Source organism: Streptomyces sp. NPDC048603, assembly GCF_043199475.1.
Taxonomy (GTDB): Bacteria; Actinomycetota; Actinomycetes; order Streptomycetales; family Streptomycetaceae; genus Streptomyces.
The window spans coordinates 22444-48637 of the sequence record NZ_JBICVY010000020.1 but is presented as its reverse complement, the minus strand read 5'-3'; the positions used below and the strand labels follow the sequence as shown (position 1 = coordinate 48637).

The following is a 26194-nucleotide window of genomic DNA, read 5'->3' as shown; positions in this document are numbered from 1 at the left end:
GGCCTAGGAGGCGCCCGAGGACCCCTCACCGTCATCCGGCCGCACCGTGCGGAGAAAGGCCTGGAAGTCTCCCAGGACGCTGTCGTGCTGGGCCGCGGTGGCGGTCAGGATCATCCGGATCACCGCACGCCTGGCCGGATCCTTGACGTCCCGCATGCACAGGTAGACCTGGGACTGGACCAGGTCGCGGCGCGTACCCCCGGCGAACGCCGTGAACGTGAGCCGTTGGGTGAGGCCGGGAGCCTCGTCGGAGCCGATCACACGCCGGTCGACCACCTCCAGGCGTTCGGTGCTGCCGCGCAGACGCCGCACCGAATCATCGGCCACGCCGTCCAGCGTGTCCGTCTCCGCGAGGAAATCGCCGTCGATGGTGATGTTGGCCCTGAAGCCGAGGTCCGACTGCGGGTGCAGCGCGACGAAAGCCACCTCCGGGGCGGCGACCTCGTCCGGCGGCGCAGGGATCCAGCCCTCCGGCAGGCGGAATTCGATCGGGAGCGGCAGTGTCGTGGCCATTCAGGGTGTTCCTTCCACGGAAACGTACATCAGTCGAACCAGCTGCTGACTTCGTCCTTTACGGAGCCGGCTGCGTCGCCCACCGCGTCGGCCGCATTCCCGACCGCGTCGGCCGCGTCGCTCGCGGCGTCGGCGACCTTGCCCGGGTCGACCGTGAACTCCCCGCCCAGCTTGCCGCCGAGACCGAGGGCGACGCCCACTTCGCCGCCGATGTGGAACTTTCCGTCCTCGCCCTTGCCGAAGGTCACCTTCGCCTCCGCGCCCGCTCCGGCCCAACCCTCGGCCGTTCCGCCGGCACCGATGCCGGCCAGCTCCCCGCCGCCGGCGTAGCTGGCCTTTGCGCCGGCGAACGCCTTCGCCCCGGCGTTGACACCGCTCAGGCTCGCTCCGGCACTGACGCCCGCCTCGGCGCCCGCGAACCCCTCTCCCCGCATGTAGTAGCCCATGTGCCCGTATTCGGCGCGGCCCTCGGCCAGTGCCCGTCCGCCCACGGACGCCTCGGCCTTGCCGGTGAGGCCGCCTTCGGTGAATCCGACGTTCGCGGTGGCCCTGGCCCCCGCGTAGGCGTCGGCGATCCCGGACAGCTTCAGCGATCCGTTGGTCAGGGATCCTTCCGCGGTCGCATGGCCGAGGTCGGCGTAAGCCTTGGCCGAGGCCTCCTTGCCGTACTTGGGGCCGGAGGCGGAAGCGCCCACATCGGGTCCGGTCGCGGAGGCCTTCCCCTCGGACTGCCAGCCGTCGGTCTTGGTGGCGGCCTCCTTGTCCGTGGTGCCCGGCACCGGGTACTTCGACAGATCGCCCTCGGCCCCCGCGTTGAACCCGCTGAGGGTCTGGTCGCCGCCCTTGCCGAAGTTGTCCTTGTTGCTGTCGACGACGACCGCTTCGAGGGCGGCCTTGACGTGCTGGTCGGCCTGCGCGAAGGCCTTCACCCGATCATCGATGTGCTGCTGCCACTTGGTGACCGCGGTGCGGATCGAGGCCTCCCCGTCGGGGTCGTGGCGGTATGCGCTGCGTTCGGCGGGGGTGAGCTTGGCGTAGTCGAAAGCGACGCGCCCCTGCTCCGAGACGGTCATGCCGGCGGTGATCGCCTCGGCACGGGCGTTCTCGACCCGCTTCCTGAGGTCGGTGAACTGCTCATGGGCATCCCGCAGCAGGCTCGCGATCGCCTTGGCCTGGATCTGCGCGGCCGCGTACTCGTAGCGGGTCCCCGCGGAACTCCTGCCGGCGGCACCGGCACTGACGCCGACCCAGTTCGGGCTGCCCGTGCTGACCTTCTGCACGGTCTCGCCGTAGCGCACCTCGACCTTGTTCAGTTCGCCCGCCATCGCGTCCCACTTGGCGGCAGCCGCCGTCAGCAGGCCCAGGTCCGTGGTCATGACTTCGTGGTATGTCAGCACCCTGGACTCCTAGAGGCCGTTCAGCTTCGACTGCGGCAGGAACTGGCTGCCCAGGCCGGTGTCGTTCCGTACGAAAAGCCCCGAGGTGCCACGGAGGGCGGTCTTCTCCGAGGCCAGGCGGCCCATCAGGTTCCTCACCTGCTGGTCCCACGTGTCCGCGACCTTCTTGAGGCCGGCGGCCGTGTCCCACCCCTCGAACCCCTTCTGGGCTGTGTTGGTGGTGTCGTCCGCGAGCTCCGCGGCCTTCTTGGTGTTCGGCTCCAGCTCGGTCTCGATCGTGCTCGCGGCGGCCTTCTTCTCCTCCGGCGTCGACGCGAAGTCCGGTGACGGGCCCGGAGCGAACAGTCCTGACGGCGGCGTGACGCCCGGAGCGTACGGCACCACCGACGGCGCCCCGCCCATCGGAGCCTGGGGTTCTGGCGGTCCGCTGTTCAGCCGCATGTCCACGTGCCGGCCGAAGTCCTCTGGCATGTCGATGCCTCCCCGTTGACAGGCGCCGATCATACGCGCGGAAACCGCACAAGGATCCCACAGTTCGAGATGGTCGGATCCGTCCGGCGGTCGCGCCTGCCGGGTCAGGGGCGTGCCGGCCGGCGTGGGGCCGACCACCGTCTCTCCCGCCGGGCCGCGGCGGACGGACTCCGCCGGCTCCTCGACGGGCCCGTCCCGCAGCACCGGCACGGACCCAGGATCCTCCACCGGCGCCACCGCCGGGCGGGCCTGCGAGTGGGGATTGCCGGTGCTCTGACAGGTGACGCAGGTGAAGACCGGGCCGGCCCCACAGCACGCTCCACAGTGCTCGTCCCCGGTCTCGGTGCGGCCAACCAACGTTCCGGGCTGACCGCACGATGGGCAAGGGGCGGGATGGTGGCGGCGACGGATGTAGCAGGGACCGCAGACCGGCCCGAGCGGCCACGTCGTATGCACCTTGCACTCCCGCCCGCATACCCCGCACAGCCGAATCTGGCGAGGCCTGCACGATCCACAGTGGAACCCGCCGTCGCGCCCCAGCCTTGCGCCGCGCCGCCGTCCGGGCGGCCGTCGGCCGCGTCGCGCCGTTGGACCGGCCCGATCTCCCCGCAGCCCCCGCACTGGCGTGAGGGCACCCGGTAGCAGCCCGTACAGATCGGGCCTTCCGGCCTCCTCTTGCGGACGGGCCGCATCTGGCCACAGCGCGTTCAGCTCGGACGGCCGCGGCCAGCAGCTGTAGCAGAGGAACCCGCCGTTGGCGCTCTTCCCGGCGGGAGGCCGCTGCCGTCCGCACCGGCTGCACTTCCGTTGCCGGCGCGGGTCACGGAGTAACACTCGCGTCGAAACTCTCCTTGCCCACGAACCCGACGTCACGCCCACCGGTCTGGGCCGCCTTGCCCGCTGCCTGGCGATCGCACCGCAGCCGAGGTCGGTGATCGAGTGGCTCGATCACAGTGCCACGGCCCGGCTTCCGCAACGACATGGCTGCGCCCAAACTTCACCCCCGTCCGATGCCGCGCCGGCCGACTGGCCCAGGGGATAGGCAGGCCGGCCAACGTGCCGGCCTGCTCAGCCGTTCTCGGCAGCACCGGTCAGTTGAACTGCCGGTACTTGTTCCAACCCTTGTCCAGGTAGGTGCGGGCGGCAAAGGACTTGGTGCCGCCGTGGCCCGTCGCCTTGAACAGCCACACGTCGCCGGCTGAGTCGCGGGCGATCAGGTCGGCGCGGCCGTCGCCGTTGAGGTCACCAGGGGAGGCGAGGCCGTTGTAGGAGTTCCAGCCGGAGCCGACGAGTTCGCGCGCGCCGAAGGGGGCGGTGGCGTTGCCGGTGCCGCGGTAGAGGTACAGCTGCCCCTCGGTCCCCGCCGTCACGATGTCGGTGCGGCCGTCACCGGTGATGTCGCCGCCGCCGACGATGGACTTGTACGCGCCCCAGCCAGGGCCGACTTTGGTGGGGGCGCCGAACCAGTCGCCGGTGCCGTTGCCGACGCGCAGCCACAGGGTGCCGCCGGCGTCCCGGGTCAGGAGGTCGCCCAGGCCGTCCCCGGTAAGGTCACCGGGGCCGAGGACCAGGTTGGTGCCGGCGAAGTTGCCCTTGATCGGGCCGCCGGCTGAGTTGACCAGGGTGGATCCGTCCCAGCCGTAGCGGAGGCTCCAGCCGTACTTGTATACGGCAGCCGCGTTGACCAGCGTCATACGGGCCGGCAGGTTTTCCCAGTAGGCGGCGGGCTTGGCGTCGAACCGGCCATTGGTCAGGTTGCTGTGCTCCCAGACGACCTCCGAGGCATCCACGCCCTGCACGCCGTGCTTGCCGTAGAGAGGGGTCACGCCGGAGTTGACGTACAAGTCGGCTTTCGTCCAGCCGGGGCCAACGTTCATACGGGGGGAGAAGGCGCCGTTGCCTTTGCTGGCGTACTGATATCGAGTGCCGTCGGGGGTGATGGCCCACAAATCAGCCTTGCCGTCACCGGTGAGGTCGTCGCCTGCAGCGATCTTGTTGTAGGCGTTCCAGCCACCGCCGACCAGAGTGCGGGCCTTGAAGGGGGCGGTGGCAGAGCCGGTGCCCTTGTAGTAGTGCAGGTTGCCGCTCAGGTCCTTGGCCAGCAGGTCGGCGATGCCGTCGGCGTCCAGATCATTGGCACCGATGATCTGGTCGTAGATGCCCCAGCCGCCGCCGACCTTGACCCGGTCGGCGAAGGGGTTGCCGGTCGCGGCGCCGGTAGCGCGGTAGAGGTAGAGGTCACCGGAAGGCGTGCGGGCCAGGAGGTCGCCGCGGCCGTCCTTGGTGAGATCACCCGCAGCGATCAGCTTGTTGTAGATGTTCCAGCCGGTGCCGGTCCACGTCGGGGCCTGGGTGCCGCCCTTGTACGCCTGGTGCAGGGACAGCCGGCCGTCGCGGGACCACTGGAGGACTTCGGTGCCCCAGCCGCCGCGGATGTTGCCGAGCGCGACGATATCCCGGAAGACCTCCTTGTCCTGCCCGTTCAGCGTGTATCCGGTGGCCGTGCCGACATGCGCGTTCGTACTGGTCAGGACGGCGTAGGCGGGACCCCGTGAAGTGCGGAAGATCACGTCGCTGCGGCCGTCCCCATCCAGGTCCAGACGCGGTTTGGCAGGCTTGGAGGCGAACGTGGATTTGCCCGGAGTGGTCGAGGATTCCAGCGGGGCGCCGGAGGCCGGTCCGGCCGACAGCAGGGTACCCGCCACGACGGCGAGGGCGGTGCAGGCCGCGATGCGGCCCAGGCGCTTGGAGCGCGAAGAAGACAAAGGAATCCCCCTGGGTCAGGTGAGCCGGGCGGAGGCGTCACCGATCTTCGCGAAACGCGCAAGGCGGATCGCGGCCAGAACAAGCAAGGAACCGAACCATCCCCCCGGAAAGTGTTCGCATGTTACCCGCAGTGCCGCGCGCGTAGACGAAGGGGACCCGGGTACCTCGTGAGTGCATCTACCTCGACCCGCGTACAACGCGCGGCAGCCCGGCGTCGGTTAGGCAGCGTCCGGCGGATCACGAAGCCATAGGGTCTGTCGTTCGCGGGATGCGGTCCCGGCCGCGTACGTTCCGGGTATGACCAGGACGACGCCGGCCAGGCCGGTTGCCGTGGAGGCAGTGTTCCCGGAACTGGCGGCATATCGAGGGCGGACGACCCGCCTGCACCCACGGCCGGGGCAACCCGGGCGGCACGACAGCCATGTCGGCGGGCCGCTGCTGTGGCCGAGCGGCGAGCCGTGGCCGGTCTGCCGCGAGCCGCACGAGCCCGAGACCGAGGGGTACCCACCGGAGGAGATCCGCGCCGCCCGGGCCGCGGGAGTGCGGCTCCGGAGCCGCCCGTGGCCCGGCGCCGGCAGCCCGGGGGAGGGCGGGCCGGTGCCCTTCGTGGGGCTCGCCCAGTTCTTCGGCCGGGACATACCCGGCCTGGCCGCCGGTCCCGGCGGTGCTGACCTGGTGCAGCTCTTCCGCTGCCCGCGCACCCACGGCCCCTACCTCGAGCGCCGATACCTTCTGCAGTGGCGGCAGGCCGCGCAGACCGAGCGCGCGGACCGCTTCCTGGATGCCGCGCCCGAAGTGCCATTGCTCCGATGGGAGAACGAACTTCCCGAACCCTGTGTCGTGCACCCCGAGGAGGTGGACACCTATCCGTGGGCGGAGGACGGCACGCTGCCCGCGGCTCTGATCGCGCGCATCGACGCCTGGGACGACGCCCAGACGGCGGAAGGCGGCCGCAACGCACCGAACTACCAGGGCGCTCTCTCGATCCCGCCCGGCTGGCGGGTCGGCGGCTTTCCCAGCTGGGCGTCCACGGGCCCGATGGACATCACATGCGAGTCCTGTGCAGCCCCGATGCGGCTCCTGCTGACGGCTGAGGGCTACGAGATGGACTCCGACTCGCACAGCTGGATGCCGCTGGAAGACCGCGATCCGTCCCTACAGGGGATGGCTTCGATCCGGGGCGGCCAGTCCGTCACCCAGCCCACCCGGCTCCGCTTCGGCCGCGACCGTGACCTGCACGTCTTCATCTGCCCGACCGACCCGGGACACCCGCCTCAATGGGTGCTCTCTTGATCCGTTCCAGGGGTGACAGATCCGGCCGGCGCGCACCGCTGGGAGCAACCGGCACTGTTCCCAGATCTCGCCGACATTCCCCACAACCACCAGCCGCGACCGTTCCTCGAAACCGGCTGCAACCGTTTCTGTGAGTCGCCTACGTAGCCAGAGATCCGTGTTGCCGAGTTTCGAGAACGGCCGACTGGTTCCCTTCGCGGTGTGTTCGTGCCGTGCAGCGGGCACGGGCACCCAGCGGTCACGAGCAGTCGAACCAGTGTCCGATGGGGCGCTCGGGGCAGATGCGGCATTCGAAGACGTAGACGCCTCCGGCGTCGCCGAGGCACAGTTCGGCGGGGTTGTGGGCGTCGCGCCTCCATCTCCGGCTGCCCGATTCGTTCTCGTCGGCTCGGTCCTCATCAGGGAGCCACGTGCGCCAGGACTCACCGTCGAATTCCCAGCTGGCCACGGTCAGAAGGTGTTCCATCCTGCCGCCGCACCCTTCGCAGTCGGGCCATACCGGTTCTTGCGTCCAGCCCGGGTAGCCGCCCAGCTTGATCCCTGGCGCCTCCGCGAGGTGGTAGGAGTACCGCAGGCCGGTTTCGGCGAGCAGTGCCTCGAAGCGGCCTCTGAGCACGTCGTAGAGCTCCTCGGGAAGGTCCCAGCTCGGGTATTCGGTCACCTGCTCGGGGTGAACCACGCAGCGTCCCGGAACCCAGTTCTCGGGAAGCCCTGCCGCCGGTTCCGGATCCAGCCTGCCCGGCGCACGACGGCCGACACACATGGCCGGTGCCTGTCTCCATCCCTGTGTCGCACCGGCGCTCCTGAAACTCGACAACATTCCGTCGCTCTCGACCAAGCGACTGTTCTCCGCAGCCGACGACGAACGCTCTCCACTGTCACCGACGCAGCCACCCAGGCCCTCGCCCAAGTCGGCTATCCCCTTGATGTCCAGTCCAATTCCTTTCGTACGGCACCCCGGCCTCTGAGGTCAGGGGCCGGGGTGCGCTCGGCTACTTGCGACGTTCGTGGCGGACTTGAGCCGCAACCTGTGCGGCAGGCCGGCGTCACTGCGGACGGTCGGCGACATCAGACAGCGGTGGGCCGCCCCTCGCGTGGGCCGGAGCCGTCACGCCTTGGTGCAGTCTCCGATGCTGCCCCAGCGCATCCAGTCACTGCCGTCGACAGGGTCATCAACGAGGACGGCGTAATTGTTGTAGGGGAAGTTCGCCCACTTCTTGGCTTCGGCGGTCAGCATCTGGCAGGACTGCTGTGCGGCCTCGTGGCCCCAGTCGTCGCGGGTGGCCTTGTCCCACTTCGGCTTGGTCGCCCATACGTACATCACGCGGCTCTCAGGGTCGAAGCCGATGCTCATGTTGGAGTGGGTCAGCCGGTTGTGGTCGTCGTCGCCGGAGATGTTGCCGTTCCACTCATTCATGACTGTGGTGGCGATGCTTCCGGCGGTGCGGATCAGGTCCGGGTCGCTGGAAGGCTTCTGGGCGCCGGCGAGTCCCCCTGCGTCGGGGTACCAGTCGGCGGCCTGTCCCTCCTTGGGGTTCGTGGTGCGGTCGCTGGCGCTGGTGGAACAGGAGCTGTTGGTACGGAAGTTGTCCACCCAGGCGATGCGGGGGCTGTCCTTCGAGCCGGTGTCCACGATCACGTAGGTGCTGTAGGGCATGCCCTTGTAGGACTCGGAGAGGTGCTTGAACGACATGCATATGGTCTTGGCCAGCTCCTGCACCATCGCGGTGTTGAGGTCCCGCCCGCCGCTGGCGGCCACGTAGATCTCCTCGCGGGGCTCGTGGAAGGTGAGTTTGTACTCCTGGTCGGGATAGTCGGTGGGTTCGAGGAGTATCCCGTTGCCGAGGGAGGGACGGCCGTCGTTCTCCGCCGGGCTCTGGGGGCCTCTGGCCTGCTTCCAGGTGGCGATCGTGGGTCCGTCCTCGCCGGTGGTCGTGCCGCCCGAGTTCTGGTTCCTACCAGTACTGGCAGGCGGTGCACCGGTCGCAGGAGGGGCGACGGTACCGGCGCTGTTCGACGTACTGCCCTGAGTGGTGTTGTTGCTGCTGTGGTGATCGTTGCGGCCTTCGGAGGGCAGCGCGAGGAGTCCTCCGGTGAGGCCGCCCGCGAGGGCTGCGGCAATTCCGACGGTGAGGAACAGCCCCTTGCCTCGCCCGGACACGGGTGGGGCGTGCCAGGTCGGGTCGTCCAGGGTGGGCATGTCCCACTCGGCCGCGACGAGGTCACCGACCAGGGTAGGCGTGGCGTCCGGGGCGATGACCTGCGTGGCCTGAGCAGACAGAAGGAGCGCACACAGCTCGGCTGCTTCCTCGGCCGTGGGGCGGTCCTCGGGTTCCTTGGCCAGGGCGCGCTCCACGATGTCCCGCAGGTCGTCGGGTATGCCGTCGAGGTCGGCCTCACCGGACATGACCCGGAAGGCGACCACATCGGGAGCGCCGGTGCCGAACGGGAGACGGCCGGTGGAGGCGTAGGCGATGAGCGCGCCCCAGGCGAACACGTCCCCGGCCGGCCCCGCCATCCCGGTGCGGTACTGCTCGGGGCTGATCCAGCCCGGGGTACCGGTCACCAAGCCGGTTCGGGTCACACTTGTACCGTCGGCGGCATGGGCGATACCGAAGTCCAGGACGCGGGGCCCGGCAGGGCTGAGTATGACGTTCTGCGGCTTCACATCCCGGTGGACCACCCCGGCGTGGTGGATCGCCGCCATCGCCTGTGCGGTTCCGGTGGCGAGCGCGTACAGGGAGCCGTCCGTGAGGATGCCGTGGGCGGACAGATGCTGGTTGAGCGTGGGGCCGGGGGCGTACCCGGTGGCCAGCCACGGCCCTTCGGCCTCCGGGTCGGCCGCCAGCAGCGGTATCAGGCACGGGCCGGACACACGGGCCGACAGCTGGACTTCGCGGCGGAAGCGGGCCCGGAACTCCGGGTCCTGCGCCTGCGCGGAGTGGATGACCTTGACCGCTACCCTGACGCCCTGCGGGTCGAGGGCGGCATGGACGGTACCCATGCCCCCGGAGCCGAGACGCCCGATGACCCGGTACGGGCCGATCTTCTTCGGGTCGCCAGGGCGGGCCGGCAGGACCCGCCCGCCGGAGCCGATGCTGCTCAACGGAGTCTTTCCTTCTTGTGCTTGAGTTGGGGAGTAGGGTTTGGGCGGGCGCATTGCGGGTATGCCCGACCAGCCCGGCCGCCGGATGCTGATCGCAGAGCGGCCGCTTCACGGCTCGGTCGGCGCCGCCGTGGACAGACGGTGCGGACTCAATCGGAGAGTTCGCCGAGGCTGAGTTCCGCGTCCTTGAGATGCTGCTTGATCTTCCGCCAGCCGATCTCCTGTCTGTGCATCGGCAGTTCCTCGACTCTGGCGCAGACCTTCTCCCAGCGTTCGTGTGCCCGGTCCTTCTGGGGGCGAAGGTCACGTACTGCCTGCTCGGCACGAACTTCCTTCCACACGGCTCCCAGGACACCGCCAAACAGCTTCATGCCCTGCCGGACGCTGGTGATTTGCAGTGCGTCTTCCGGGTCGGGGTCGTAGCCAGGCGGCGCGGACACCGCGTCCATGGCCTTCTTCGCGGTGATGCGCTTGCCGTAGGCGACAACGATCCGGGCTATCTCGGCATCGAAGTCGGCCAGGTCTTCGGGATGCCCCTGGCCTGCCTCCAGGGCATCGCGGATGCCGCGCAGGGTATTCGGCGGCTCGTTGGGCCCAGGGGTGAGCATTGGGGGAACTGGCGGCTGACTCATGTCATTCCTGTCAGGTTGGCGTCCAGCCCCCGGGGCCGGGGCGGGACGAGGTGGCTACTTCCTGCAGATGTAGGTGTTGCTGTCCTTCTCCTCTATGGGTAGCGACAGGCCGGGCGGGCGCAGTGCAGGTGCGCCCGGCCAGCCGTTACCGGCGGTACAGCGCTGGATGGTATTGATGTGATTCGGTCAACTGCGATGCCGTCTCACCGGTTGGCGAGATGGCTGGCATCGCCGGGCGGTCACTATTCGCCTGGCGGCCGGGGACGTGGTGACCGAGCGGCAGGGCGAGCTCCTCCTCGGCGAGGGCCGGCACTCGGACGCCGACCGGATCGAACGCGAGCGCCTGGCGGTGGGAAGCACGCCGGTTCGTGGATTCCTGAACGGGCTGACGGAGGAACCCGCGCGCCCGTAGTCGGCTCGCTGTTGATGCGGGTCGGGTAGCCTAGTGATCAAGCCAGTTGAGACGACCTCTTGGGTCGGTCAGGCAGCCAGCGCCGCACGCAGCGGCGGATGGTCGTGGATGCGCAGGTCCGAGGTGAACAGGACCACCGAAACAGTCACGTGAGCCATTCCATGGGGTCGGCCTCCGACGTGCGACGGCCCCGGTGGGGACGAGTCTCTTCCTGATGACCTTTCGGCACCACGGAACGTCACGGATGCGTCCTCCCTTCGGCGTCCGCCGTTCCGGCGGCCGGAGGAGGCTTCTATAGGCTGATCGTGTGGCCAGTAGCGATGACCGAGACACGACCAGCACTCCCGGCAGCCTCCAGGACTTCGCCGTCGCCCTGCGGCGTACGCACGGGGAGATCAGCAGGCTGGTCCACGGCTTCGCGCTCGCCCAGGGACTGCACCCGACCGACGTACAGGCCCTCTCGGTGGTCCTGGACAGCCCCGATCCGCTCACCCCCGGGCGGCTGCGCGAACATCTGGGCCTGACCTCGGGGGCGGTGACCGCCTGTCTCGACCGCCTCGAGAAGGCCGGCCACATCCGCAGGTCGCGCGACACCGCGGACCGACGGGTGGTCCACGTGCACTACGAGGCCGGTGCCCGGGCGGCCGCGCGCCGGCACTTCCTGCCCCTGGCGGAGGCGACCTCCCGGGCCACCGACCGCTTCGACGAGCAGGAGCTCGCCACTGCGCTGCGTTTCCTCACCACGCTCAACGAAGAGCTGGCGGCGCTGCGCGTACCGCGCCGCTGATCCTTTGATCCTTCCCCCCGGTGCATCCGGGGCGGCTTCCCGGTGCGAAGAGTGGGTTGAGCGTCGTCCGGCGACCCGAGTACACGTCGTCGGCCCGCACATGCCAGCATTTATTTCAATCATTGAGATTCTTGACGGTTGTGAAAGAGCTCGGAGCCCAGATGACCAGACGCGCTTCCCGGTGGCGCTTCCTGCTTCCCCTCGTCCTGCTCGTCGTGTGGCTCGGCCTCGGCGGTGGCCTCGGCCCGTACGCGGGCAAGCTGGGAGAGGTGTCCAGCAATGACCAGGCCGCGTTCCTGCCCCGGAGTGCGGAGTCCACCCGGGTCATCGAGCAGCGGCAGGCGTTCAGGCAGGAGCAGACGCTGCCCGCGATCGTCGTGTGGACCGCCCACGACGGAGGCCCCCTCGCCGCCGGCAGCCAGGAGGGGGCGACCCGCGCGGTGGCCGGTCTGGCGGGCGCCCCGTACGTCGTCGGAGCGCCCTCCCCGGCACTGCCCGCCGAGGACGGCGACGCGCTCCGCGCCGTCGTCCAGCTCCGCCCCGACCTCGGCGAAGAGCTGACCGGGACCCTCGACACGCTCCGCGACCGGGCCCTGGCGGTGCCCGGCACCACCGTGTGGATCGCGGGCCCCGCCGCGACCCAGGCCGATCTCACCGGCGCGTTCGCCGGCATCGACGGCCTCCTCCTCGGCGTCGCCCTGGCCACGGTCCTGCTGATCCTCCTGCTCGTCTACCGAAGCGTGCTCCTGCCCCTGACGATCATCGTGGGGGCGGTGTTCGCACTGGGGCTGGCCTGCGGCATCGTCTACTGGCTCGCGGACGCGGGGGTCGTACGCGTGGACGGGCAGGTGCAGGGCATCCTCTCGATCCTGGTCATCGGAGCAGCCACCGACTACGCCCTGCTGCTCTCCGCCCGCTACCGCGAGGAGCTGGGCCGGCCCGGCGCCGACCGCTACGTCGCCATGCGGGCGGCGCTGCCCCGCTCCTTCGGCCCCATCGTCGCCAGTGCCGCCACCGTGGCCCTCGCTCTGATCGCGCTGCTGGTGAGCGACCTGTCGAACAACCGGGCGCTGGGACCGGTCGGAGCCATCGGCATCGCCTGCGCCGTGCTCAGTACGCTGACCTTCCTCCCCGCGGTGCTGATGCTGACCGGCCGTGCCGCGTACTGGCCCGCCCGGCCCAGGACCGCCGAGTCGGAGGACGGTTCGCACACCGTCTGGCGCCGGGTCGCCGCGCTGGTGGACCGGGCCCCGCGCAAGGTGTGGACGGCCACCTTGGTGGCCATGATCGCCTGCGCAGCGTTCGCCCCGACCCTGAACTCCCGCGGCGTACCGCTCGACGAGATCTTCGTCAACGACGCGCCCTCCGTGGCCGCACAGTCCACCCTCGCCCGCCACTTCCCCGGAGGATCCGGCAACCCGGCGGTGATAATCGCCGACGCACCGGCAGCCGCCCGGGTGGCCGAGGCTGCCGCCCGGGTCGAAGGCGTCGACTCGGCTGTGCCCGTCGACGCCGCCGGCCGGCCCTCGCCCGCCTCTCCCCTAGTCGTCGACGGACGGGTGCGGATCGACGCCACCCTGTCTGCCGCGGCGGACAGCGACGCGGCCAAGGACACCGTCGCCCGGCTGCGTACCGCCCTCCATGCCGTGCCCGAAGCGAACGCGCTCGTCGGCGGCTACACCGCGCAGCAGTACGACACCCAGCGCACCGCGGAACGGGACCGGACGCTGATCGTCCCGGTCGTCCTCACGATCATCCTGCTCATCCTCGTCGCGCTGCTGCGTTCCCTGGTCCTCCCGGCGCTGCTGGTCGCGACCGTCGCGCTGAACTTCGCGGCCACGCTGGGCATCGCCTCGCTCGTCTTCGAGCACGTCCTCGGCTTCACCGGCACCGACGCGTCGGTGCCCCTGTACGGGTTCGTCTTCCTCGTCGCCCTGGGCGTGGACTACAACATCTTCCTCATGTCCCGGGTACGGGAGGAGTCCGTGCGGCACGGTGTCCGTGAGGGGCTGCGGATCGGCCTGACCGCCACGGGCGGCGTCATCACGTCGGCCGGAGTGGTACTCGCCGCCACCTTCGCGGCCCTCGGGGTGATCCCGCTGGCCTTCATGGTCCAGATCGCGTTCATTGTCGCTTTTGGCGTCCTCCTCGACACCCTGGTGGTGCGGTCCCTCCTGGTCCCCGCCCTCGTCCGCGACCTGGGACGGCGTGCCTGGTGGCCCGGTCCGCTCAGCCGCCCGTCCGAGAAGGAGACGCGGACCGGGGCCCTGGTCGGAGGATGACGGCCCACCGCCCCCGGCCCTCGGGCGCCGTGGAGGTGCTGAGGGCCGGGGCGGCGGTGTGCACCGCCCGGGCCTACCGGGGCATGCGCGCACCGCGGCGTCGCGGCATAACGGACGCGAGGTCTCCGGGTCTGGCACCGTGCTCCAGGGGCTGATGGCCAACCACGCCTGGGACATCCCCACCGCCGGCGGCAGCATCCTGGATGGCTGGACATCGCGGCCGCCGACTTCCCCCCGCACCTGGCCGCACACGTCACAGCCACGGCGTTCCACACGGAGACCGGGCAGCTGGACCTGCGCCCCGACTCTCCCGCATACGCCACCCAGCTCCGCCCGCTCAACGCCCGGATCATCACCGAGGCCAACACCGCAGCTGAGACCCAGGCGGTGCGGACCATCCGGGTTAGCGCGCCCAGCGGGCCGGGGTCGCTGTGGCTGCTCGCACGGAGAAGACGACCAGACGTTCCACGCTGCAGGGTTGTAAGGGCGCGGGCCTGCTGGACGGACTGCTCGACCACGACGAGGACGAACCGCGCCGCCCGCTGCTCGGCGACGGCGAGGCCCGTGCCCTCGTGATGCTGCTCGCGGAGCCGGACGTGACCGGGCAGCGCGAGGAGATCAGGGCCGACCGGGGTCGGGCCCGGTGATGCGGATCTCGAATTCTCCCCAGGGCTGCTCTTCGTTCCTCAGCTGCCGCCGTGGCCATCGCATTCCCCGCGGTGGCCACGGCGGCACCCCACCGGGGAACCCCACGTATTAGCGGAATGTAGGATTCCGGCGATGTGCGGAATCGACATGTTCAACTCCATGGCCTCCGGTGGCGACCTCGGCCGGTTCCGGGCGGCTTCGGGCGCCCGTGCCGGCTCTCCGGCGGGTCTCCTGCCGCGCTGCGCCGCAACTGCCGTTGACCTGGTCATCGCTGTCGCGGTCATTCTCGTTCCGCTGGTTGGCCTCGACCGGATTCTCACGACGGCCGGTGTCGCCGATGGTGAAGCGGGTGTGATCTGGCGCTCGACCGCCGCGCTCTGGGTCGTGGCCTTCTTCCTGCTCTACTCCCCGCTGAGCGTGTCGCGCTGGGGCGCGACTCCGGGCAAGCGGGCCCTGCGCCTCGAAGTGGTGCGCTTCGAGACCGGCGAGCGCATCGGCTACGGCTCGGCGGTCGCCCGGCACTTCACGAACCTCGTGGTGACCGGCATCCCGGTGCTGTGTGTCGCCAACGTCTCGTCGATCAACCTCAGCAAGGACCGCCGTGGCATGCACGACAGGGCTTCGGGCAGCGCGGTGATCCACCGCCGGTGACGGAGCGGTCAGGGCGGACGGCGACGCCGGGGGCCGGCGAGAAGGTGGCCCGGCAGAGGCTGACCACCAGGCCGGCGCGGACCAGCTCGACCAGTTGGCGCGCCGCTCGCCCTCGTACGCCGATGACGCGGCCGGCGAGGACCGGTTGTCCGGCTGGTTCACCGACGAGGACGCCGACGCACTGTCCGAGCTGGCCGCCGGGGGCCCCTATGTCTTTGGTCAAGCTGGTCGGGTGTGAGTTCGGGCGTCTGGAACGATGTGTCCGTGCAAGCTGATGATCAGGTTGGTGAGGGTGCCCCCGAGGAGCTCGCGGTGTTCCTGCGGGATGCCGTCGACGGCCGCCCGGTGAAGATCGGTGCTTCCGTGTGTGAGTGCGGCGGCCGGGTGTTCTTCGTGCTGGTCAATGCGTCCGGAGCGGAACGGGAGTGCTCCGGCTGCGGCAGCCGTGCGTTCATCGCGGATAGCGAGGAGTACTGGAACGAGGAGTCCTGGGAGGACGACGCGCCCGGTGCAGCCGGCTGCCCCTGCGGGAGCGAGGAATTCGAGGCCGCGGTCGCGCTCTCGCTCGGCGACGACGGATCGGTCCGCTGGGTAACCGTGGGCCTGCGGTGCATCAAGGATGGATTCTGTGGGGTCTATGCCGACTGGAAGATCGACTACGGCCCCACGGATCACCTCCTGACCATGCTCTAGGTCTGCGGAGCGATCGTCCGAACAGGCTGCGGTTCGTGGAAGGTTCCGTCCCGGATCATCGCGAAGAGGACATCTGCCCGGCGTCGTGCGAGGCAGAGCAGGGCTTGGGTGTGGTGCTTTCCCTGAGCGATCTTCTTGTCGTAGTAGGCCCGCGATGCCGGGTCCCCCAGGGCCGCGAACGCGGAGAGGAAGAAAGCCCGTTTGAGCTGCTTGTTTCCCCGTCTGGAGGGTTGTTCGCCGCGGATCGACGACCCCGAGCTGCGGGTCGCGGGGGCGAGCCCGGCGTAGGCGGCGAGGTGGCCTGCGGTCGGGAAGGTGCTGCCGTCGTCGACCTCGACCTCGACCTCGATCAGGATCCGGGCTCCGGTCCTGACGCCGATGGCCGGCATGGACGTCAGGACCTTCGAAAGAGGGTGAGCCCTTTCGCATCGTGTTCGTCCCGGCTACGTGGATCACGCCGGTGAAGCCCCGCCCGGTGTGGCGGATCCGGCATCACGGCTTGGGGAGCCGTCATGCCTCGGGGGACTTCATCGGGCAGGCTTGGAACAGACCACGGGCAGGGCGCGGTGCGCAGTGTGGTCCGAGCCGGTTCACGCGGCGCTGCCGTCATGGTGCGGGTAGTCGGTGTAGCCCACGGCGCCACCACCGTAGAAGGTGTCGGGGTCCGGGGTCGCCAGCGGCAGGTTGTGGCGCATTCGCTCCACCAGGTCGGGGTTGGCGATGAACGGCCTGCCGAAGACGGCGAGATCGATGAGGTCGGAGGCGATGAGTTCTTCGGCGCGGGTGCGGTCGAGGCCGCCGGCCAGGAGGATCGTTCCGTCGTAGGCCGCTCGGAATGTCTTGAGGAAGTCCTCGGGGACGTCCGCCGCACCGCCCAGGCGGAGGTCGCTGAGGTGGACGTAGGCGAGGTGGCGGCGGGCGAGTTCCGGGGCGAGGTAGGCGTACACCGCTTCGGCCTGGTCGTCGGCGGGCAGGTCGCTGGCACGGGTGAACGGCGACAGGCGTACGGCGACCCGCTGCGCGCCGATGCGGTCGATGAGGGCATCGAGGGCTTCGAGGAGGAACCGTGCGCGATTCTCGACGGAGCCGCCGTACCGGTCGGTGCGGTCGTTGACGTGCGGGTTGAGGAACTGTTCGAAAAGGAAGCCGTGCGCGCCGTGGAGCTCGACTCCGTCGAAGCCGGCCTGGACCGCGCGGGCGGCCGCGTCGGCGAAGTCGGCCGTCAGGCGCGGGATCTCGTCCGTCCCCAGAGCCCGGGGCCTGCTCGCGTCGAGGAATCCGACTCCCTGGACCCAGGCGTGGGCCTGAGCCTGCAGGGTGCTGGGGCCCACCGGTGCCGCTCCGGCGGGCTGGAGGGAGGTATGGGACACCCGTCCCACGTGCCACAGCTGCGCGAAGATACGCCCGCCCGCGTCGTGCACCGCGTCGGTGACGACGGCCCAGCCGGCCCGCTGCTCGTCCGTCCACAGGCCCGGCACGTCGGAGTAGCCCTGGGCCTGGGGTGAGACGAAGACGCCTTCGGTGATGATCAGTCCCGCGCCGGCCCGCTGGCGGTAGTACTCGGCGGTGTCGGGGCCGGGGACGTGGTCGGGGCGGCGGGCGCGGGTCATCGGTGCCATGACGACACGGTTGTTGAGGGTGGTGGAGGGCAGCGAGTAGGGCTCGAAGAGGTGCTTCATGGGTGTCGTTCCTGTTCGGGGATGGGTGGCGTGACACCGGTGAAGGGTGCCGCCGGGCGCCTCGGGCGGGATGGCCGAGGCACACGGGTGGATGTCAGGACAGATGCGGGGCTCGTTCAGGCCGCAGGGGTGCTGCCCTGGGCCTCGACGGCGAGGTCCTGCCAGTCGGCCCAGGTCTTGAGGCGGTCGGCGTAGACCTGCGGGAGCATGTCGTTGCCCTGGGTGCCGAAGAAGACGCGCAGCGGGGGGTTGTCGGAGTCGACGACCTTGAGCAGCGCGGCGCCCGCGGCGGCTGGGCTGCCGAAGTCGAGGGTCTGCATGAACGCGCCCAGTGCTTCGCGTACGCCGTCGTAGACCGGGATCGGGTCGGCAGAGACGGCGGAGGAGCCGCCCCAGTCGGTGGCGTAGGCGCCGGGCTCGACCAGGGTGACCTTGATCCCGAGGCCGGAGACCTCCTGGGCCAGGGACTCGCTCAGGCCCTCCAATGCCCACTTCGAGGCGTGGTAGCCGCCCACCAGCGGCCAGGAGGCGACACCGCCGGTGGAGGAGATCTGCACGATGTGGCCGCTGCCCTGCTCGCGCAGGTACGGCAGGGCGGCCTGGGTGACCCACAGGGCACCGAACAGGTTGGTCTCCAGCTGGTCGCGCAGGGCCTGTTCGGTCAGTTCTTCGACGGCGCCGAACAGGCCGTAGCCGGCGTTGTTCACGATGACGTCGAGGCGGCCGAAGTGCTCGTTGGCCCGCGTGACACTTTCGTTGACCGCGGCTTTGTCGGTCACGTCCAGGTCGAGTGCGAGGACGGCGTCGCCGTAGGTGGCGGCCAGGTCCGACAAGGTGTCGGCGTTGCGGGCGGTCGCGGCCACCTTGTCCCCGCGGGACAGGGCCGCTTCGACGAACTGACGGCCGAAGCCGCGGGAGGAGCCGGTGACGAACCAGACCTTGCTCATGCTGTTCTCCATGGTCGGAGTGGATGGCGGATGTGGGGATTCGCCGTGCGCTCCCTCACGACATTGACTCTATGGAGACAGGAGACGCCGCTCCATGGCAGGAACTCTCATAAAACTTGACCTTTCCTCTCGCTTGAAGAGAGGAAGAGTGAGGATAGGGTCCTGGGTATGGATGTTCTTGGGGATGTGCTGGCGGCCACCGCGTTCAAAGGGGTTCTGCTCGCCCAGCTCCGCGCCCGCGGCTCGGGGTGGGGCTGTGGCCTGGAGCGGCTGGGCACTGCCGGATTCCATCTGATCGCCGAGGGGACCTGCTGGCTGCGCGTGGCCGAGCAGCCGCCACGCCAGTTGGTGCCCGGGGACGTCGTCCTGCTCCCGCAGGGCGAGCCCCATCACCTGGCCGGAAGCCCGGAGCAGGCCGCCGTCCCGTACGCGGAGCTGGAAGCCGCGCACCCGGTCGGCCGCGACGGCATCCTGGACCTCGGCGGCCACGGCCCCGTCACACGCATCGTCTGCGGCAAATTCGACTACGACCACGACGCCTCGCAACACCCGGTCCTGTCCGCCCTGCCCACGGTGATCCATGTCCCCGGCATGAGCGCCGACCCCGAACTCCAGGGAATCATCCGGCTCCTGGCCCTTGAGAGCACACGGGAGCGGCCCGGCTCGCGGGCCGTCGCCTCCCGACTGACCGACGTCCTCTTCGTCCAGGTCATCCGTGCCTGGCTCGACACCGCGGATGCCGACCCGCACTCCGCACCGCAGTCCTGGCTGACGGCTCTGCGCGACCCGCGCATCGGTGCCGCGCTCGCCCTCATGCACGAGGCGCCACAGCAACCCTGGACCGTGGAATCCCTCGCACGCGACGTGGCGATGTCCCGCCCGGCCTTCGCCCGGCAGTTCAAGCAGCTGGTCGGCGTGTCACCGCTGGCCTATCTCTCCCGAGTGCGGATCACCCTGGCCGCGCGGCTGCTGCGCGACACCAACCGGCTGGTCTCCGACATCGGCGAGGCGGTCGGCTACACCTCGGAGTTCACCTTCTCCCGGGCCTTCGCCCGCGAACGCGGCCTCCCGCCCGGCCGCTACCGCAGAGAAGCAATCGCACAGCCCGCGGGAACCTGAGCGGTCCGGGCGGTACTGCGGGGCCCGACCGGGGCCGGGGTGGCGGCGGACCGGCTCCACCTCCGCAAGGTGGTCCGCGACAAGTTCCGTCCCGGATCGCCGCTCTACTCCCGAATTCGCTGAACATGTTCAATAATGGGGCAGGCCCGCGACCCCTTCATGGTCGCTGACCTCTCCGCTGCCCTCCCTACCCGCTACCGTTCCACCGAAAGACGGACCACCGCGATGAGCCGAATTTTCCGCCCCGCGCCCGCCGCGCGGGAACTGGCCCTCGGCTACCTGGCCCTGATGGCCGCCGCCGGCCTCGCCCGCGGCCTCGCCGGCGCCTCCGGCGACGGCTACCTGGCCGCGCTCTACTTCCTCTCGTTCCCGGGCTCGCTGCTGGTCACGGTGTTCGGGGTCGTTCCCCTGCACGCCCTCCTCGGCAGCCCGGCCCCGGAAGCCGCGAACCCCTTCGGACCGATGGTCTACCTGGTGGGCGGCGCTGCGGTGAACGTCCTGCTGGTGTGGGGCGCGGCAAAGACGGTACGCCGCCTGCGCGGCTGACAATGCATTCGGCTCCCATGACAACCGCGGGCCGGTGCCGTGCTGCAGGATGGACGGTGGCCAGGCCGGTCAGGGCGACACGATCGACGTATTCACCCACCGAGGCAGGGGACGTGCCGCCACCGGCGGCCGGTGCGCGGGGTCACCGATCGATGTCGAAGGCTTCCACGGTGCCCATGGGGAGGCCGCTGACCTCGGCTCGGCCGCCAGTTGCGCAGACGCACGTCCGGGTCAGGAGGCCGGGGCAGGGCGCGGCCGCTCAGGCCACCTCCGCCCCGACGGTCTGGTGATGTCTGAGCACAGCGACCGGAGCGGGCTTCCGGCTCCAGATCCTGGGCGGGCACGCCACCGCACGGCACCTCGGACCTCTCTTCGTCCGCTGCCGAGAATGCCCGACCCACCCGCAGCCCGATGTGTCCGGGGTCGAGGGCTTGGTGGTCAAGGGCATGTCGACCTGGCGGCGCCCGCGCCCGCTGACGATGTCTGGGTGTCCTCCAGCACCTGCCGGGAGCAGGCGCCGGCCGCGGCCACCGTGTCCGCCGAGGCCCCGTGCACGACTGCCGGCAGGACATTCTCGCCTGGAGGGCGGACGTTGCTGTGGGCCCGGCGCCGCAGCCGGGGACCTGCCCGCCGCGGTCGTCCTCGCGCGCGCTGAGCAGACGGGGCCGCGCATGCCCGGCCCGACCTCGAAACGGTGCGCGCGGCCCGCAAGGCGCACGCGGTCTGGCTGCTGCTGCGCGACCGGGACCCGGAAGCCGCCGCCGACCTCGCGGCCCCCTGGCGGACATGCCCGCCATCTTCGGTGAGGACGACCGCCGTAGCGACGTCCTGGCCCGGACGGGTGGCGTGGCCGTCCTCGGCCACCTTGGCAGCGTCGGTCCGCCGGTCCGGCCTCGGCGAGGACACGGAGTCGATGTGCACCTGGCGCCCAGGTGGCCGCCCTCACCCGCCGCCGGGACCTGACCGCCCTCCCCGACCGGCACACCCTCCTGGGCCCCGAGCAGGCCGCCCTCCGGCTCAGCGTGCGCCGTACCGAGGTCGATCACCTCACCCGGCTCTGGCCTGACCTGGACGCGGACGCCGAGGCCGGCCGGGCCGGCATGAACCTGGCCGGGTCCAACGACTCTGTGTGAGGCGGACTGGCCGGGCTGACGAAGCCCCACCTGGTCGGGGCAGGCGGAGCGGCTTGACGGAGGCGCTGCACGCGACCGTCGACCAGAACAGGCGAGAAACCAGCCCCCAAGGCCACGCCGCAGCCCGCAGGGAGAAGCGGCCCGCCGCGAAGACGCGGATCGCAGGCACTTCGGGATCCGGGTCGCTTTGGTCGCTCACGCTGTTCCCTCACCCACGGCGCGCAACGCCTCATCCACGGTTCGAGTCGTAGCCCCACCGAGCCCGGCCGTCTTTGCCCATGAAGCACTTGGCGGGACGTCCGTCCTTGGCGACGCCGAGAGCGCCGACGGGGGAGCAGGCATAGCCGAACTGGATCCCCACCTGGCCGACGAAGTCCTGGCCGCCCGTCCCGCCGCCGTCGTCTTCCTGTTCCTCCGCCACCGGGACATCGGATGGAGCATCGGTCTCAGCCACCGTCGCGGGGGGCAACGGCGACGGCTCTGACCTGGTGGACGACAACGAAGGCGCAGGAGATACGGCAGGCGGCGCGCGCGGAGTACGGACACCAGCCAGCACACTGCCGCCCAGCATCAACGCCAGCAGCACCATCCAGATGACAACACTGCCCCCCCGCTGCAGCTGTATGCCATCGCGCAGACCACGGTCACGAGGGAGCCTGCCGCGAGAACGGCATCAGCGAATGAACGCTGACGCACCGCCGTCCAGGCAAACGGCGCCCAGGAGAAGATCCCCAGCGACACCAGCGGCACGAGCGCCCGGCCAACGCAGCGACGTGCGTAGTGCGGTATCGGTACATCTGCCGGCGGCGGTATGGACATGTTTCCCCCCGGGATCACTGTGCTCGGGGGCACACTCCCCGCAGGTGTTCTTGCGCGTCAAGACAGTGAAGGGGCAAACTCCCCGAACGCCAGTTCAGGCGTCCTTCTCCCGGAGAGCCTTGTAGGCCGCGTTCCACGTCCAGGGCTTCTCGTGAAGGTCTGTCACCAGAAGGCGGAACAGGTCCGCTTCGAAGTTGGCACCGTAGAGACCGCCGTCGATGGTGTGACTGTTGACGATGATCGTGGGGGTGCCGGGGCCGATCGGATCGTCGCCGGTCTGCTGGTAGGCCTGCTGGGAGGCGGTGACGTACGAGCGGTACTTCATCGTCCTGACAGCCAGGTCGAAGGCGTCATCGCGGAGTCCCGGGACCTCCTCGGCAAGCTTGAGCAGGCGCTCAGGGGTGAACCCACCGCTGCTTTCGACGGCAGCCTGATTCTCGAAGAGCACCCTGTGGTACTCCACGAACTTCCCCTTCTCCAGCGCGGCGCGCAATGCGTTCACGGCCTGCTTCGAGCCGTCGCCGCCGAGCCGGTTGTCCTTGAAGGAAGCGAAGGTGTACTGGGCCTTGATCTCCCCCTCGAGCAGCAGCTCCTGGAGTTCTGCGCCGCCGGTCTGCTCGTACTCCTCGACGACGGGGCAGCGCGGGTCCTCATAGACCTGCACCGTCGAACGGGCCGCGGGATTCCCGACCACGATCGTCGTACCGTCCGGGGCCATTCGTTCAGGCAGCTGCTCGGCGGATCCATAGCTGGTCGTCTCGGCCCGTACCGCCGCGGCGGTGTCTCCCGCCTCGGATCCGCCCCGTGTGCATCCCGCGAGGACCCCTATGACACCTACCGCTATGGATGCCTGGGCCATTCTGCTGATCTTCATCGAACTAGAGTTCCTCCCCTGTGAACAGGCGGACTCTACGTGTCCGGTGTGACAGTCGCATCACGGATTTCGTGACGGTAGCCCGCCATGGCCGGCCCGAGACCTGGGACGAGGTCACCGCGGTGACCGTCCCCAACACCGACCGGTACGGGACGGCGACCGATTGCGGCTTCCTGCGGGACAGCGGAGCGCGCTTTGTCTTCCCCGGCAGAGGAGCGCCAAGCATGCTTCATCGGCTTTCTGAGAACTCCCCTCCGAGGCCCCCGGGTGCGGGGGAGCATGGGAGCCACGACGGATTTGCGTCTGGACGTCTCCGAGCTGGCTCGGCGGGCACAGTGGCATCTGAGCTCTGCACAAGGTGCAAGGGTCCTCCAGTGCCGGTATAGCTCGGAATACGCCTGCCAGTCCCCGCGCTGTGGCCGCGGGCTGTCCGAGCACCCACGCTCTATGCGTGAGGCGCGCCCCGAACCCACAACGTCGTAGCAGTGTCCGTACTGCTGCTGCGACGTGTGCGCAGGGTACGCGACCTCCTCGGTGCCACGCGCAGCTGGACAGCCCCGGCCTGGAAGCGTTGTTTACTGCGCCCGATGGAACAGGGTGTCGACGGCTGCGGCGGTCTGGCTGGAGGCTGCTGCCCGTAGCTGGGCCGAGGCCAGTTCTGCCTGTGCCGTCTCGACACGGCTTTCAGCCTCTGCCACGCGCGCGGCGGCTTCCGTCAGGCGTGTGGCCTCCACCGCGGCTACTTCGTGCAGCAGCTCCCGGCCGACCCGGTTTGATTGGGGCCAGATCGTCAGGCTCGGTCTCGTCCCCGACGTTCACGCGAGGCAGCCGGCTGCCGTGAGTGTGGCTGCTCGCAGCTATGAGAGGGGGGCGCGGATTTCGTTGCGGATGGTGGCGACTTTCGTGGCGAAGGCGGCGAGGCCGATGTCGGATGCTCGGATCGGCTGAGTGGGGTCGGTGCTCTCGCTGATGTTGACGATGGCCGACGCGTCAGCCCAGGAGCATTCAGGTCCCACCACGGTGAAGTCGTCGCCGGTGGTGTGGGCGCGCTCGACGACGCGGCATGACAGGGGCTCGCTGGATCCTGCGGGGACGATTGTCTTGGGGCCGATGACGGTCTTGGCGGGTGGTTCCGATTTCCTGCTGTGGTCCAGGAGGCGCAGGAACTCCTCGCGGGCGGGGGCCGGTGCGAGTACGGTTCCGTGAACGCCGTTGATGGCAATGAAGGGTCCGTAGTTCTTCTTGGGGTAGTTCGGCCCGTCGTAGGTGGCGCGGACGGACACAGGCTGGTCTACCCAGGCTGACACTCCGTCTGCCAGGTTCTCGTCCGGCTCGGAAGGGTCTGAGTCTTTGTAGGTGCCGCCGAGCAGGCTCGGAGGCAGGCTCAGCCGGTAGGGGGCCGCCGGCGCTGCGGGTGCCTGCGTGATCTTCTGCCCCGCGGAGTCGCTTGGGGGGTAGGCGGCCTGTTCGCTGCCACCGCACGCTGTCAGCATCGCAATCGTCGTCGCGAAGACCGTTGTCCGTACGAGGCTTCTCACCGGTGTCCCGCCTGTTGCCCAACCTCAGTTGATCACGCCCACTGTGTCATGGCGAACGCGCGTGATCACGGGGGCGCCCACGAGTTGGGCATATTCCCGCACCGCGGCTTCATGATCCCGTGGGTGCCGGGCCCGGTGATGGCTGTGCCGATCTGGGCGGTTTCCGTCCCAGGTTGGCCACGGTCCCGTTGTACCCGCGGAGTCCGTCGCCTTGTTGCCCGTGGTCCGGCCCTTGGTGGCCTGGCGGGCGGTGTTCACCGCCCGCGCGGGCTGCGGCTCTCCGCTTGCCGGCCTTGCCCCGGTGGTCCCGGGGGAGGATCGGGTGCTGCTGGCGGAAGTGGGGCGGATTGCCCGGGTGGGCCGGGCCGCGGTGGCGTGCTGGCGCCGGAAGTACGCCGACTTCCCCGTGGTTGTCCCTGGCCGAGGACGCGGCGGGCGAGGACTGCCTGTCCGGCTGGTCCACCGACGACGACGCGGACGTTCTGGCGGGCTGGCGGCCGGGGAGTGCGGGGCGTCGGTGCGCCGGCTGATCGCGCCCGGTACCGGTCCGTTGGCGGTGGTGGGGGAGGTGCGGGTGATCGAGCGGTTCTGGTCGGGGTCGGGTGGTCTGCGGGTGACGCTGGCGTGGCTGGCCGGGCTGCGGGGCGCTGCCGCGGAGGGGTCGGCGGGCGGGGTGGTCCGGCACGGGGTGCCGTTCGCCGGCTTGGCGGAGGGGTGCGTCTGCCGTCGGTACGACTGCGGCGGCCTGGTTCCGGTTTCCTGGTGTGTCGAGCACGGGGACGCGGTCAGTCCGGCGATGGATTGGCACTCCGGCGGTGGGATCCGCTGCACCGTGCTTGCGCGGTCGCGTACGGCGGCGCGCGTCTTGGACCCTGTCTGATCTGCGGGAAACCAGCCGCTCACACAGCAGCAAGGGCCACCACCAGGTTTGGTGGCGGTCCCCGCTGCCGTGGTGCTGCCCGAGGCTGAGTGCTTCCGCTCACATAACTGTTGTGGCCACTCGACTGGTGTGCAGAGCACAGGGACACGGTCAGGTTGGCAAGGGAGGGGCACCCTGACCGCGGCATCCGTTGCGCGGGCCGGTGAGGTGGGTGGGGCCGTTCTGCTGGTCGGTGATCGTTTGGCCGGTCAGTTTCATGGGCCGGTAGCAGGAGAGGTGGTCGAGGTGGGCTTCGCGGCCGAGCTGTGCGAGGTTGGCTTTGCCGAGCGCGCTGGCGTGGGCGGACGCGCGGAAGTCGACGTATGGTCGACGGTGGGGATGCCGGGCTGGGCGGCTTCGTGGAGACGTGGATGTCGCCGTCGGTGTAGGCGCCGATGTAGATCGCGCCGAGGGTCGTGAGCAGGGCGGTCAGGCCGACGGGCATGTCGGCGCTTGATCATTTCGAGGATGTCCAGGCGCCGCTGGAGCGCGTCGGTGTCCGGGTTGCCGTGAGGGGTGCGTGATGCCCACAGGGTGCCTGGCCGGCGGGGGCGGCCGGTGCCCGTGGCCGCCGGCTTGCGGGGTGTGCGGGTGCCGGCCGTGTCGGGGGCGGGCTGAGCGGTGATGTTGCCGGTGTCCGGCTCGATGTCGGTGGGGACATGAGGGCGGAGGCGACCATCGTCCGCTGCCACAGGGGCGCACGTCGGGCTAAGGGGCCTTTGACCCGCTCACCACCCGGGCCGCCGTGCAGCGGCTGGTCGCGCCGGTGCTGGCGGGGGTGCTCGACGGCAACCCCTCCCCGGCGGTGGCCGTCCGACTCGCCACGGCCTTCCCGCCCGGCACCTGCGAGGTCCAGCAGGGAGGGAACCTCTTCCCGTGGCTCGACGCCCCCGAGTGGTTCAGCACCCTCATCGCCCGCTTCCTGGACGGGAACCCGCCGGCCTGAGGGTCCGGCAGCGCGGGCCGGTG

23 protein-coding genes and 2 pseudogenes are annotated in these 26194 nt (G+C 70.0%); 12 read left to right on the top strand and 13 right to left on the bottom strand.

All coding sequences use genetic code 11. The annotated features are described in order from the left end of the window. Positions 1-3: 3 nt before the first annotated feature. The 4 genes from ACGFQ9_RS35300 to ACGFQ9_RS35285 all read right to left on the bottom strand — a co-directional run bounded on the left by ACGFQ9_RS35300 (position 4) and on the right by ACGFQ9_RS35285 (position 5146). Complete coding sequence (locus tag ACGFQ9_RS35300) at positions 4-513, bottom strand: hypothetical protein (RefSeq protein ID WP_393579666.1); 510 nt, start codon at positions 511-513, stop codon at positions 4-6. Positions 514-542: 29 nt separating this feature from the next. Then, positions 543-1889, bottom strand: coding sequence for a hypothetical protein (locus ACGFQ9_RS35295; RefSeq protein WP_393579665.1), 1347 nt, complete (start codon positions 1887-1889; stop codon positions 543-545). A gap of 30 nt (positions 1890-1919) precedes the next feature. After that, positions 1920-2381, bottom strand: a complete 462-nt coding sequence (locus ACGFQ9_RS35290; protein WP_393579664.1) for a hypothetical protein — start codon at positions 2379-2381, stop codon at positions 1920-1922. A 1091-nt stretch (positions 2382-3472) separates the two neighbouring features. Continuing rightward, a complete protein-coding gene (locus ACGFQ9_RS35285; protein ID WP_393579662.1) occupies positions 3473-5146 on the bottom strand; it encodes an FG-GAP repeat domain-containing protein in 1674 nt (557 codons plus the stop codon). A 298-nt stretch (positions 5147-5444) separates the two neighbouring features. Between ACGFQ9_RS35285 and ACGFQ9_RS35280 the strand changes: the two genes are divergently transcribed. Continuing rightward, positions 5445-6440: a hypothetical protein gene (locus ACGFQ9_RS35280; RefSeq protein ID WP_393579661.1), complete on the top strand. Its 996-nt coding sequence runs from the start codon at positions 5445-5447 to the stop codon at positions 6438-6440. A 238-nt stretch (positions 6441-6678) separates the two neighbouring features. On the opposite strand, the gene ACGFQ9_RS35275 is transcribed toward ACGFQ9_RS35280, so the two are convergent. From ACGFQ9_RS35275 to ACGFQ9_RS35265, 3 genes are all read right to left on the bottom strand, one after another. Continuing rightward, a complete protein-coding gene (locus ACGFQ9_RS35275; RefSeq protein ID WP_393579660.1) occupies positions 6679-7101 on the bottom strand; it encodes a hypothetical protein in 423 nt (140 codons plus the stop codon). Between the two features lie 447 nt (positions 7102-7548). After that, positions 7549-9546, bottom strand: coding sequence for a serine/threonine-protein kinase (locus ACGFQ9_RS35270; protein WP_393579659.1), 1998 nt, complete (start codon positions 9544-9546; stop codon positions 7549-7551). A 149-nt stretch (positions 9547-9695) separates the two neighbouring features. Next, entirely contained in the window at positions 9696-10178 is a 483-nt protein-coding gene (locus ACGFQ9_RS35265; RefSeq protein WP_393579658.1) for a hypothetical protein, read from the bottom strand. A gap of 268 nt (positions 10179-10446) precedes the next feature. Between ACGFQ9_RS35265 and ACGFQ9_RS35260 the strand changes: the two genes are divergently transcribed. The 7 genes and pseudogenes from ACGFQ9_RS35260 (at position 10447) to ACGFQ9_RS35230 (ending at position 15651) form a co-directional block, all read left to right on the top strand. Beyond that, the gene (locus tag ACGFQ9_RS35260) at positions 10447-10590 is read left to right on the top strand and encodes a hypothetical protein (RefSeq protein ID WP_393579657.1); all 144 of its coding nucleotides are present in this window, start codon (positions 10447-10449) and stop codon (positions 10588-10590) included. Positions 10591-10897: 307 nt separating this feature from the next. Beyond that, a complete protein-coding gene (locus ACGFQ9_RS35255; protein WP_393579656.1) occupies positions 10898-11377 on the top strand; it encodes a MarR family winged helix-turn-helix transcriptional regulator in 480 nt (159 codons plus the stop codon). 161 nt (positions 11378-11538) lie between these two features. Further along, positions 11539-13659 carry an MMPL family transporter gene (locus ACGFQ9_RS35250; RefSeq protein WP_393579655.1) on the top strand — a complete coding sequence of 707 codons (2121 nt, stop codon included), beginning with the start codon at positions 11539-11541 and terminating at the stop codon, positions 13657-13659. 168 nt (positions 13660-13827) lie between these two features. Next, positions 13828-14004: pseudogene (locus ACGFQ9_RS35245) on the top strand (hypothetical protein); the annotation flags it as partial. 86 nt (positions 14005-14090) lie between these two features. Then, positions 14091-14306 carry a hypothetical protein gene (locus ACGFQ9_RS35240; protein WP_393579653.1) on the top strand — a complete coding sequence of 72 codons (216 nt, stop codon included), beginning with the start codon at positions 14091-14093 and terminating at the stop codon, positions 14304-14306. 133 nt (positions 14307-14439) lie between these two features. Further along, on the top strand, positions 14440-14958 hold the full coding sequence (locus ACGFQ9_RS35235; RefSeq protein ID WP_393579651.1) for an RDD family protein: 519 nt from the start codon (positions 14440-14442) through the stop codon (positions 14956-14958). 264 nt (positions 14959-15222) lie between these two features. Further along, the gene (locus ACGFQ9_RS35230) at positions 15223-15651 is read left to right on the top strand and encodes a hypothetical protein (protein ID WP_393579650.1); all 429 of its coding nucleotides are present in this window, start codon (positions 15223-15225) and stop codon (positions 15649-15651) included. On the opposite strand, the pseudogene ACGFQ9_RS35225 reads toward ACGFQ9_RS35230, so the two are convergent. The 3 genes and pseudogenes from ACGFQ9_RS35225 to ACGFQ9_RS35215 form a co-directional block, all read right to left on the bottom strand. Next, positions 15648-16070 (bottom strand): annotated as a pseudogene (locus tag ACGFQ9_RS35225) (transposase); the annotation flags it as partial. The gene ACGFQ9_RS35230 and the pseudogene ACGFQ9_RS35225 overlap by 4 nt on opposite strands. A 171-nt stretch (positions 16071-16241) precedes the next feature. Then, positions 16242-17330, bottom strand: a complete 1089-nt coding sequence (locus ACGFQ9_RS35220; RefSeq protein WP_393579649.1) for an alkene reductase — start codon at positions 17328-17330, stop codon at positions 16242-16244. A 116-nt stretch (positions 17331-17446) separates the two neighbouring features. Further along, positions 17447-18277, bottom strand: coding sequence for an SDR family oxidoreductase (locus ACGFQ9_RS35215; protein WP_393579648.1), 831 nt, complete (start codon positions 18275-18277; stop codon positions 17447-17449). A gap of 168 nt (positions 18278-18445) precedes the next feature. Here ACGFQ9_RS35215 and ACGFQ9_RS35210 point away from each other — a divergent pair, with 168 nt between their 5' ends. The 3 genes from ACGFQ9_RS35210 to ACGFQ9_RS35200 all read left to right on the top strand — a co-directional run bounded on the left by ACGFQ9_RS35210 (position 18446) and on the right by ACGFQ9_RS35200 (position 21075). Further along, positions 18446-19396: a cupin domain-containing protein gene (locus tag ACGFQ9_RS35210; protein WP_393579647.1), complete on the top strand. Its 951-nt coding sequence runs from the start codon at positions 18446-18448 to the stop codon at positions 19394-19396. 225 nt (positions 19397-19621) lie between these two features. After that, entirely contained in the window at positions 19622-19942 is a 321-nt protein-coding gene (locus tag ACGFQ9_RS35205) for a hypothetical protein (RefSeq protein ID WP_393579646.1), read from the top strand. A gap of 932 nt (positions 19943-20874) precedes the next feature. After that, positions 20875-21075 carry a hypothetical protein gene (locus tag ACGFQ9_RS35200; protein ID WP_393579645.1) on the top strand — a complete coding sequence of 67 codons (201 nt, stop codon included), beginning with the start codon at positions 20875-20877 and terminating at the stop codon, positions 21073-21075. Positions 21076-21304: 229 nt separating this feature from the next. Here the strand turns inward: ACGFQ9_RS35200 and ACGFQ9_RS35195 are convergent, their stop codons facing one another. The 3 genes from ACGFQ9_RS35195 to ACGFQ9_RS35185 all read right to left on the bottom strand — a co-directional run bounded on the left by ACGFQ9_RS35195 (position 21305) and on the right by ACGFQ9_RS35185 (position 24306). Beyond that, positions 21305-21496, bottom strand: coding sequence for a hypothetical protein (locus tag ACGFQ9_RS35195; RefSeq protein ID WP_393579643.1), 192 nt, complete (start codon positions 21494-21496; stop codon positions 21305-21307). A 492-nt stretch (positions 21497-21988) separates the two neighbouring features. Continuing rightward, entirely contained in the window at positions 21989-22768 is a 780-nt protein-coding gene (locus ACGFQ9_RS35190; RefSeq protein ID WP_393579642.1) for a DsbA family protein, read from the bottom strand. A gap of 857 nt (positions 22769-23625) precedes the next feature. Next, positions 23626-24306, bottom strand: coding sequence for a hypothetical protein (locus ACGFQ9_RS35185; protein WP_393579640.1), 681 nt, complete (start codon positions 24304-24306; stop codon positions 23626-23628). A gap of 1664 nt (positions 24307-25970) precedes the next feature. On the opposite strand from ACGFQ9_RS35185, the gene ACGFQ9_RS35180 reads away from it, so the two are divergent. Next, a complete protein-coding gene (locus tag ACGFQ9_RS35180; RefSeq protein WP_393579639.1) occupies positions 25971-26171 on the top strand; it encodes a hypothetical protein in 201 nt (66 codons plus the stop codon). Positions 26172-26194 lie beyond the last annotated feature (23 nt).

What these genes read in the sequence shown, in the direction of transcription:
- ACGFQ9_RS35300 (WP_393579666.1), bottom strand. Translation starts at nt 513, where the DNA reads ATGGCCACGACACTGCCGCTCCCGATCGAATTCCGCCTGCCGGAGGGC.
- ACGFQ9_RS35295 (WP_393579665.1), bottom strand. Translation starts at nt 1,889, where the DNA reads ATGACCACGGACCTGGGCCTGCTGACGGCGGCTGCCGCCAAGTGGGAC.
- ACGFQ9_RS35290 (WP_393579664.1), bottom strand. Translation starts at nt 2,381, where the DNA reads ATGCCAGAGGACTTCGGCCGGCACGTGGACATGCGGCTGAACAGCGGA.
- ACGFQ9_RS35280 (WP_393579661.1), top strand. Translation starts at nt 5,445, where the DNA reads ATGACCAGGACGACGCCGGCCAGGCCGGTTGCCGTGGAGGCAGTGTTC.
- ACGFQ9_RS35265 (WP_393579658.1), bottom strand. Translation starts at nt 10,178, where the DNA reads ATGAGTCAGCCGCCAGTTCCCCCAATGCTCACCCCTGGGCCCAACGAG.
- ACGFQ9_RS35250 (WP_393579655.1), top strand. Translation starts at nt 11,539, where the DNA reads ATGACCAGACGCGCTTCCCGGTGGCGCTTCCTGCTTCCCCTCGTCCTG.
- ACGFQ9_RS35235 (WP_393579651.1), top strand. Translation starts at nt 14,440, where the DNA reads ATGTGCGGAATCGACATGTTCAACTCCATGGCCTCCGGTGGCGACCTC.
- ACGFQ9_RS35220 (WP_393579649.1), bottom strand. Translation starts at nt 17,330, where the DNA reads ATGAAGCACCTCTTCGAGCCCTACTCGCTGCCCTCCACCACCCTCAAC.
- ACGFQ9_RS35215 (WP_393579648.1), bottom strand. Translation starts at nt 18,277, where the DNA reads ATGAGCAAGGTCTGGTTCGTCACCGGCTCCTCCCGCGGCTTCGGCCGT.
- ACGFQ9_RS35210 (WP_393579647.1), top strand. Translation starts at nt 18,446, where the DNA reads ATGGATGTTCTTGGGGATGTGCTGGCGGCCACCGCGTTCAAAGGGGTT.
- ACGFQ9_RS35205 (WP_393579646.1), top strand. Translation starts at nt 19,622, where the DNA reads ATGAGCCGAATTTTCCGCCCCGCGCCCGCCGCGCGGGAACTGGCCCTC.
- ACGFQ9_RS35190 (WP_393579642.1), bottom strand. Translation starts at nt 22,768, where the DNA reads ATGAAGATCAGCAGAATGGCCCAGGCATCCATAGCGGTAGGTGTCATA.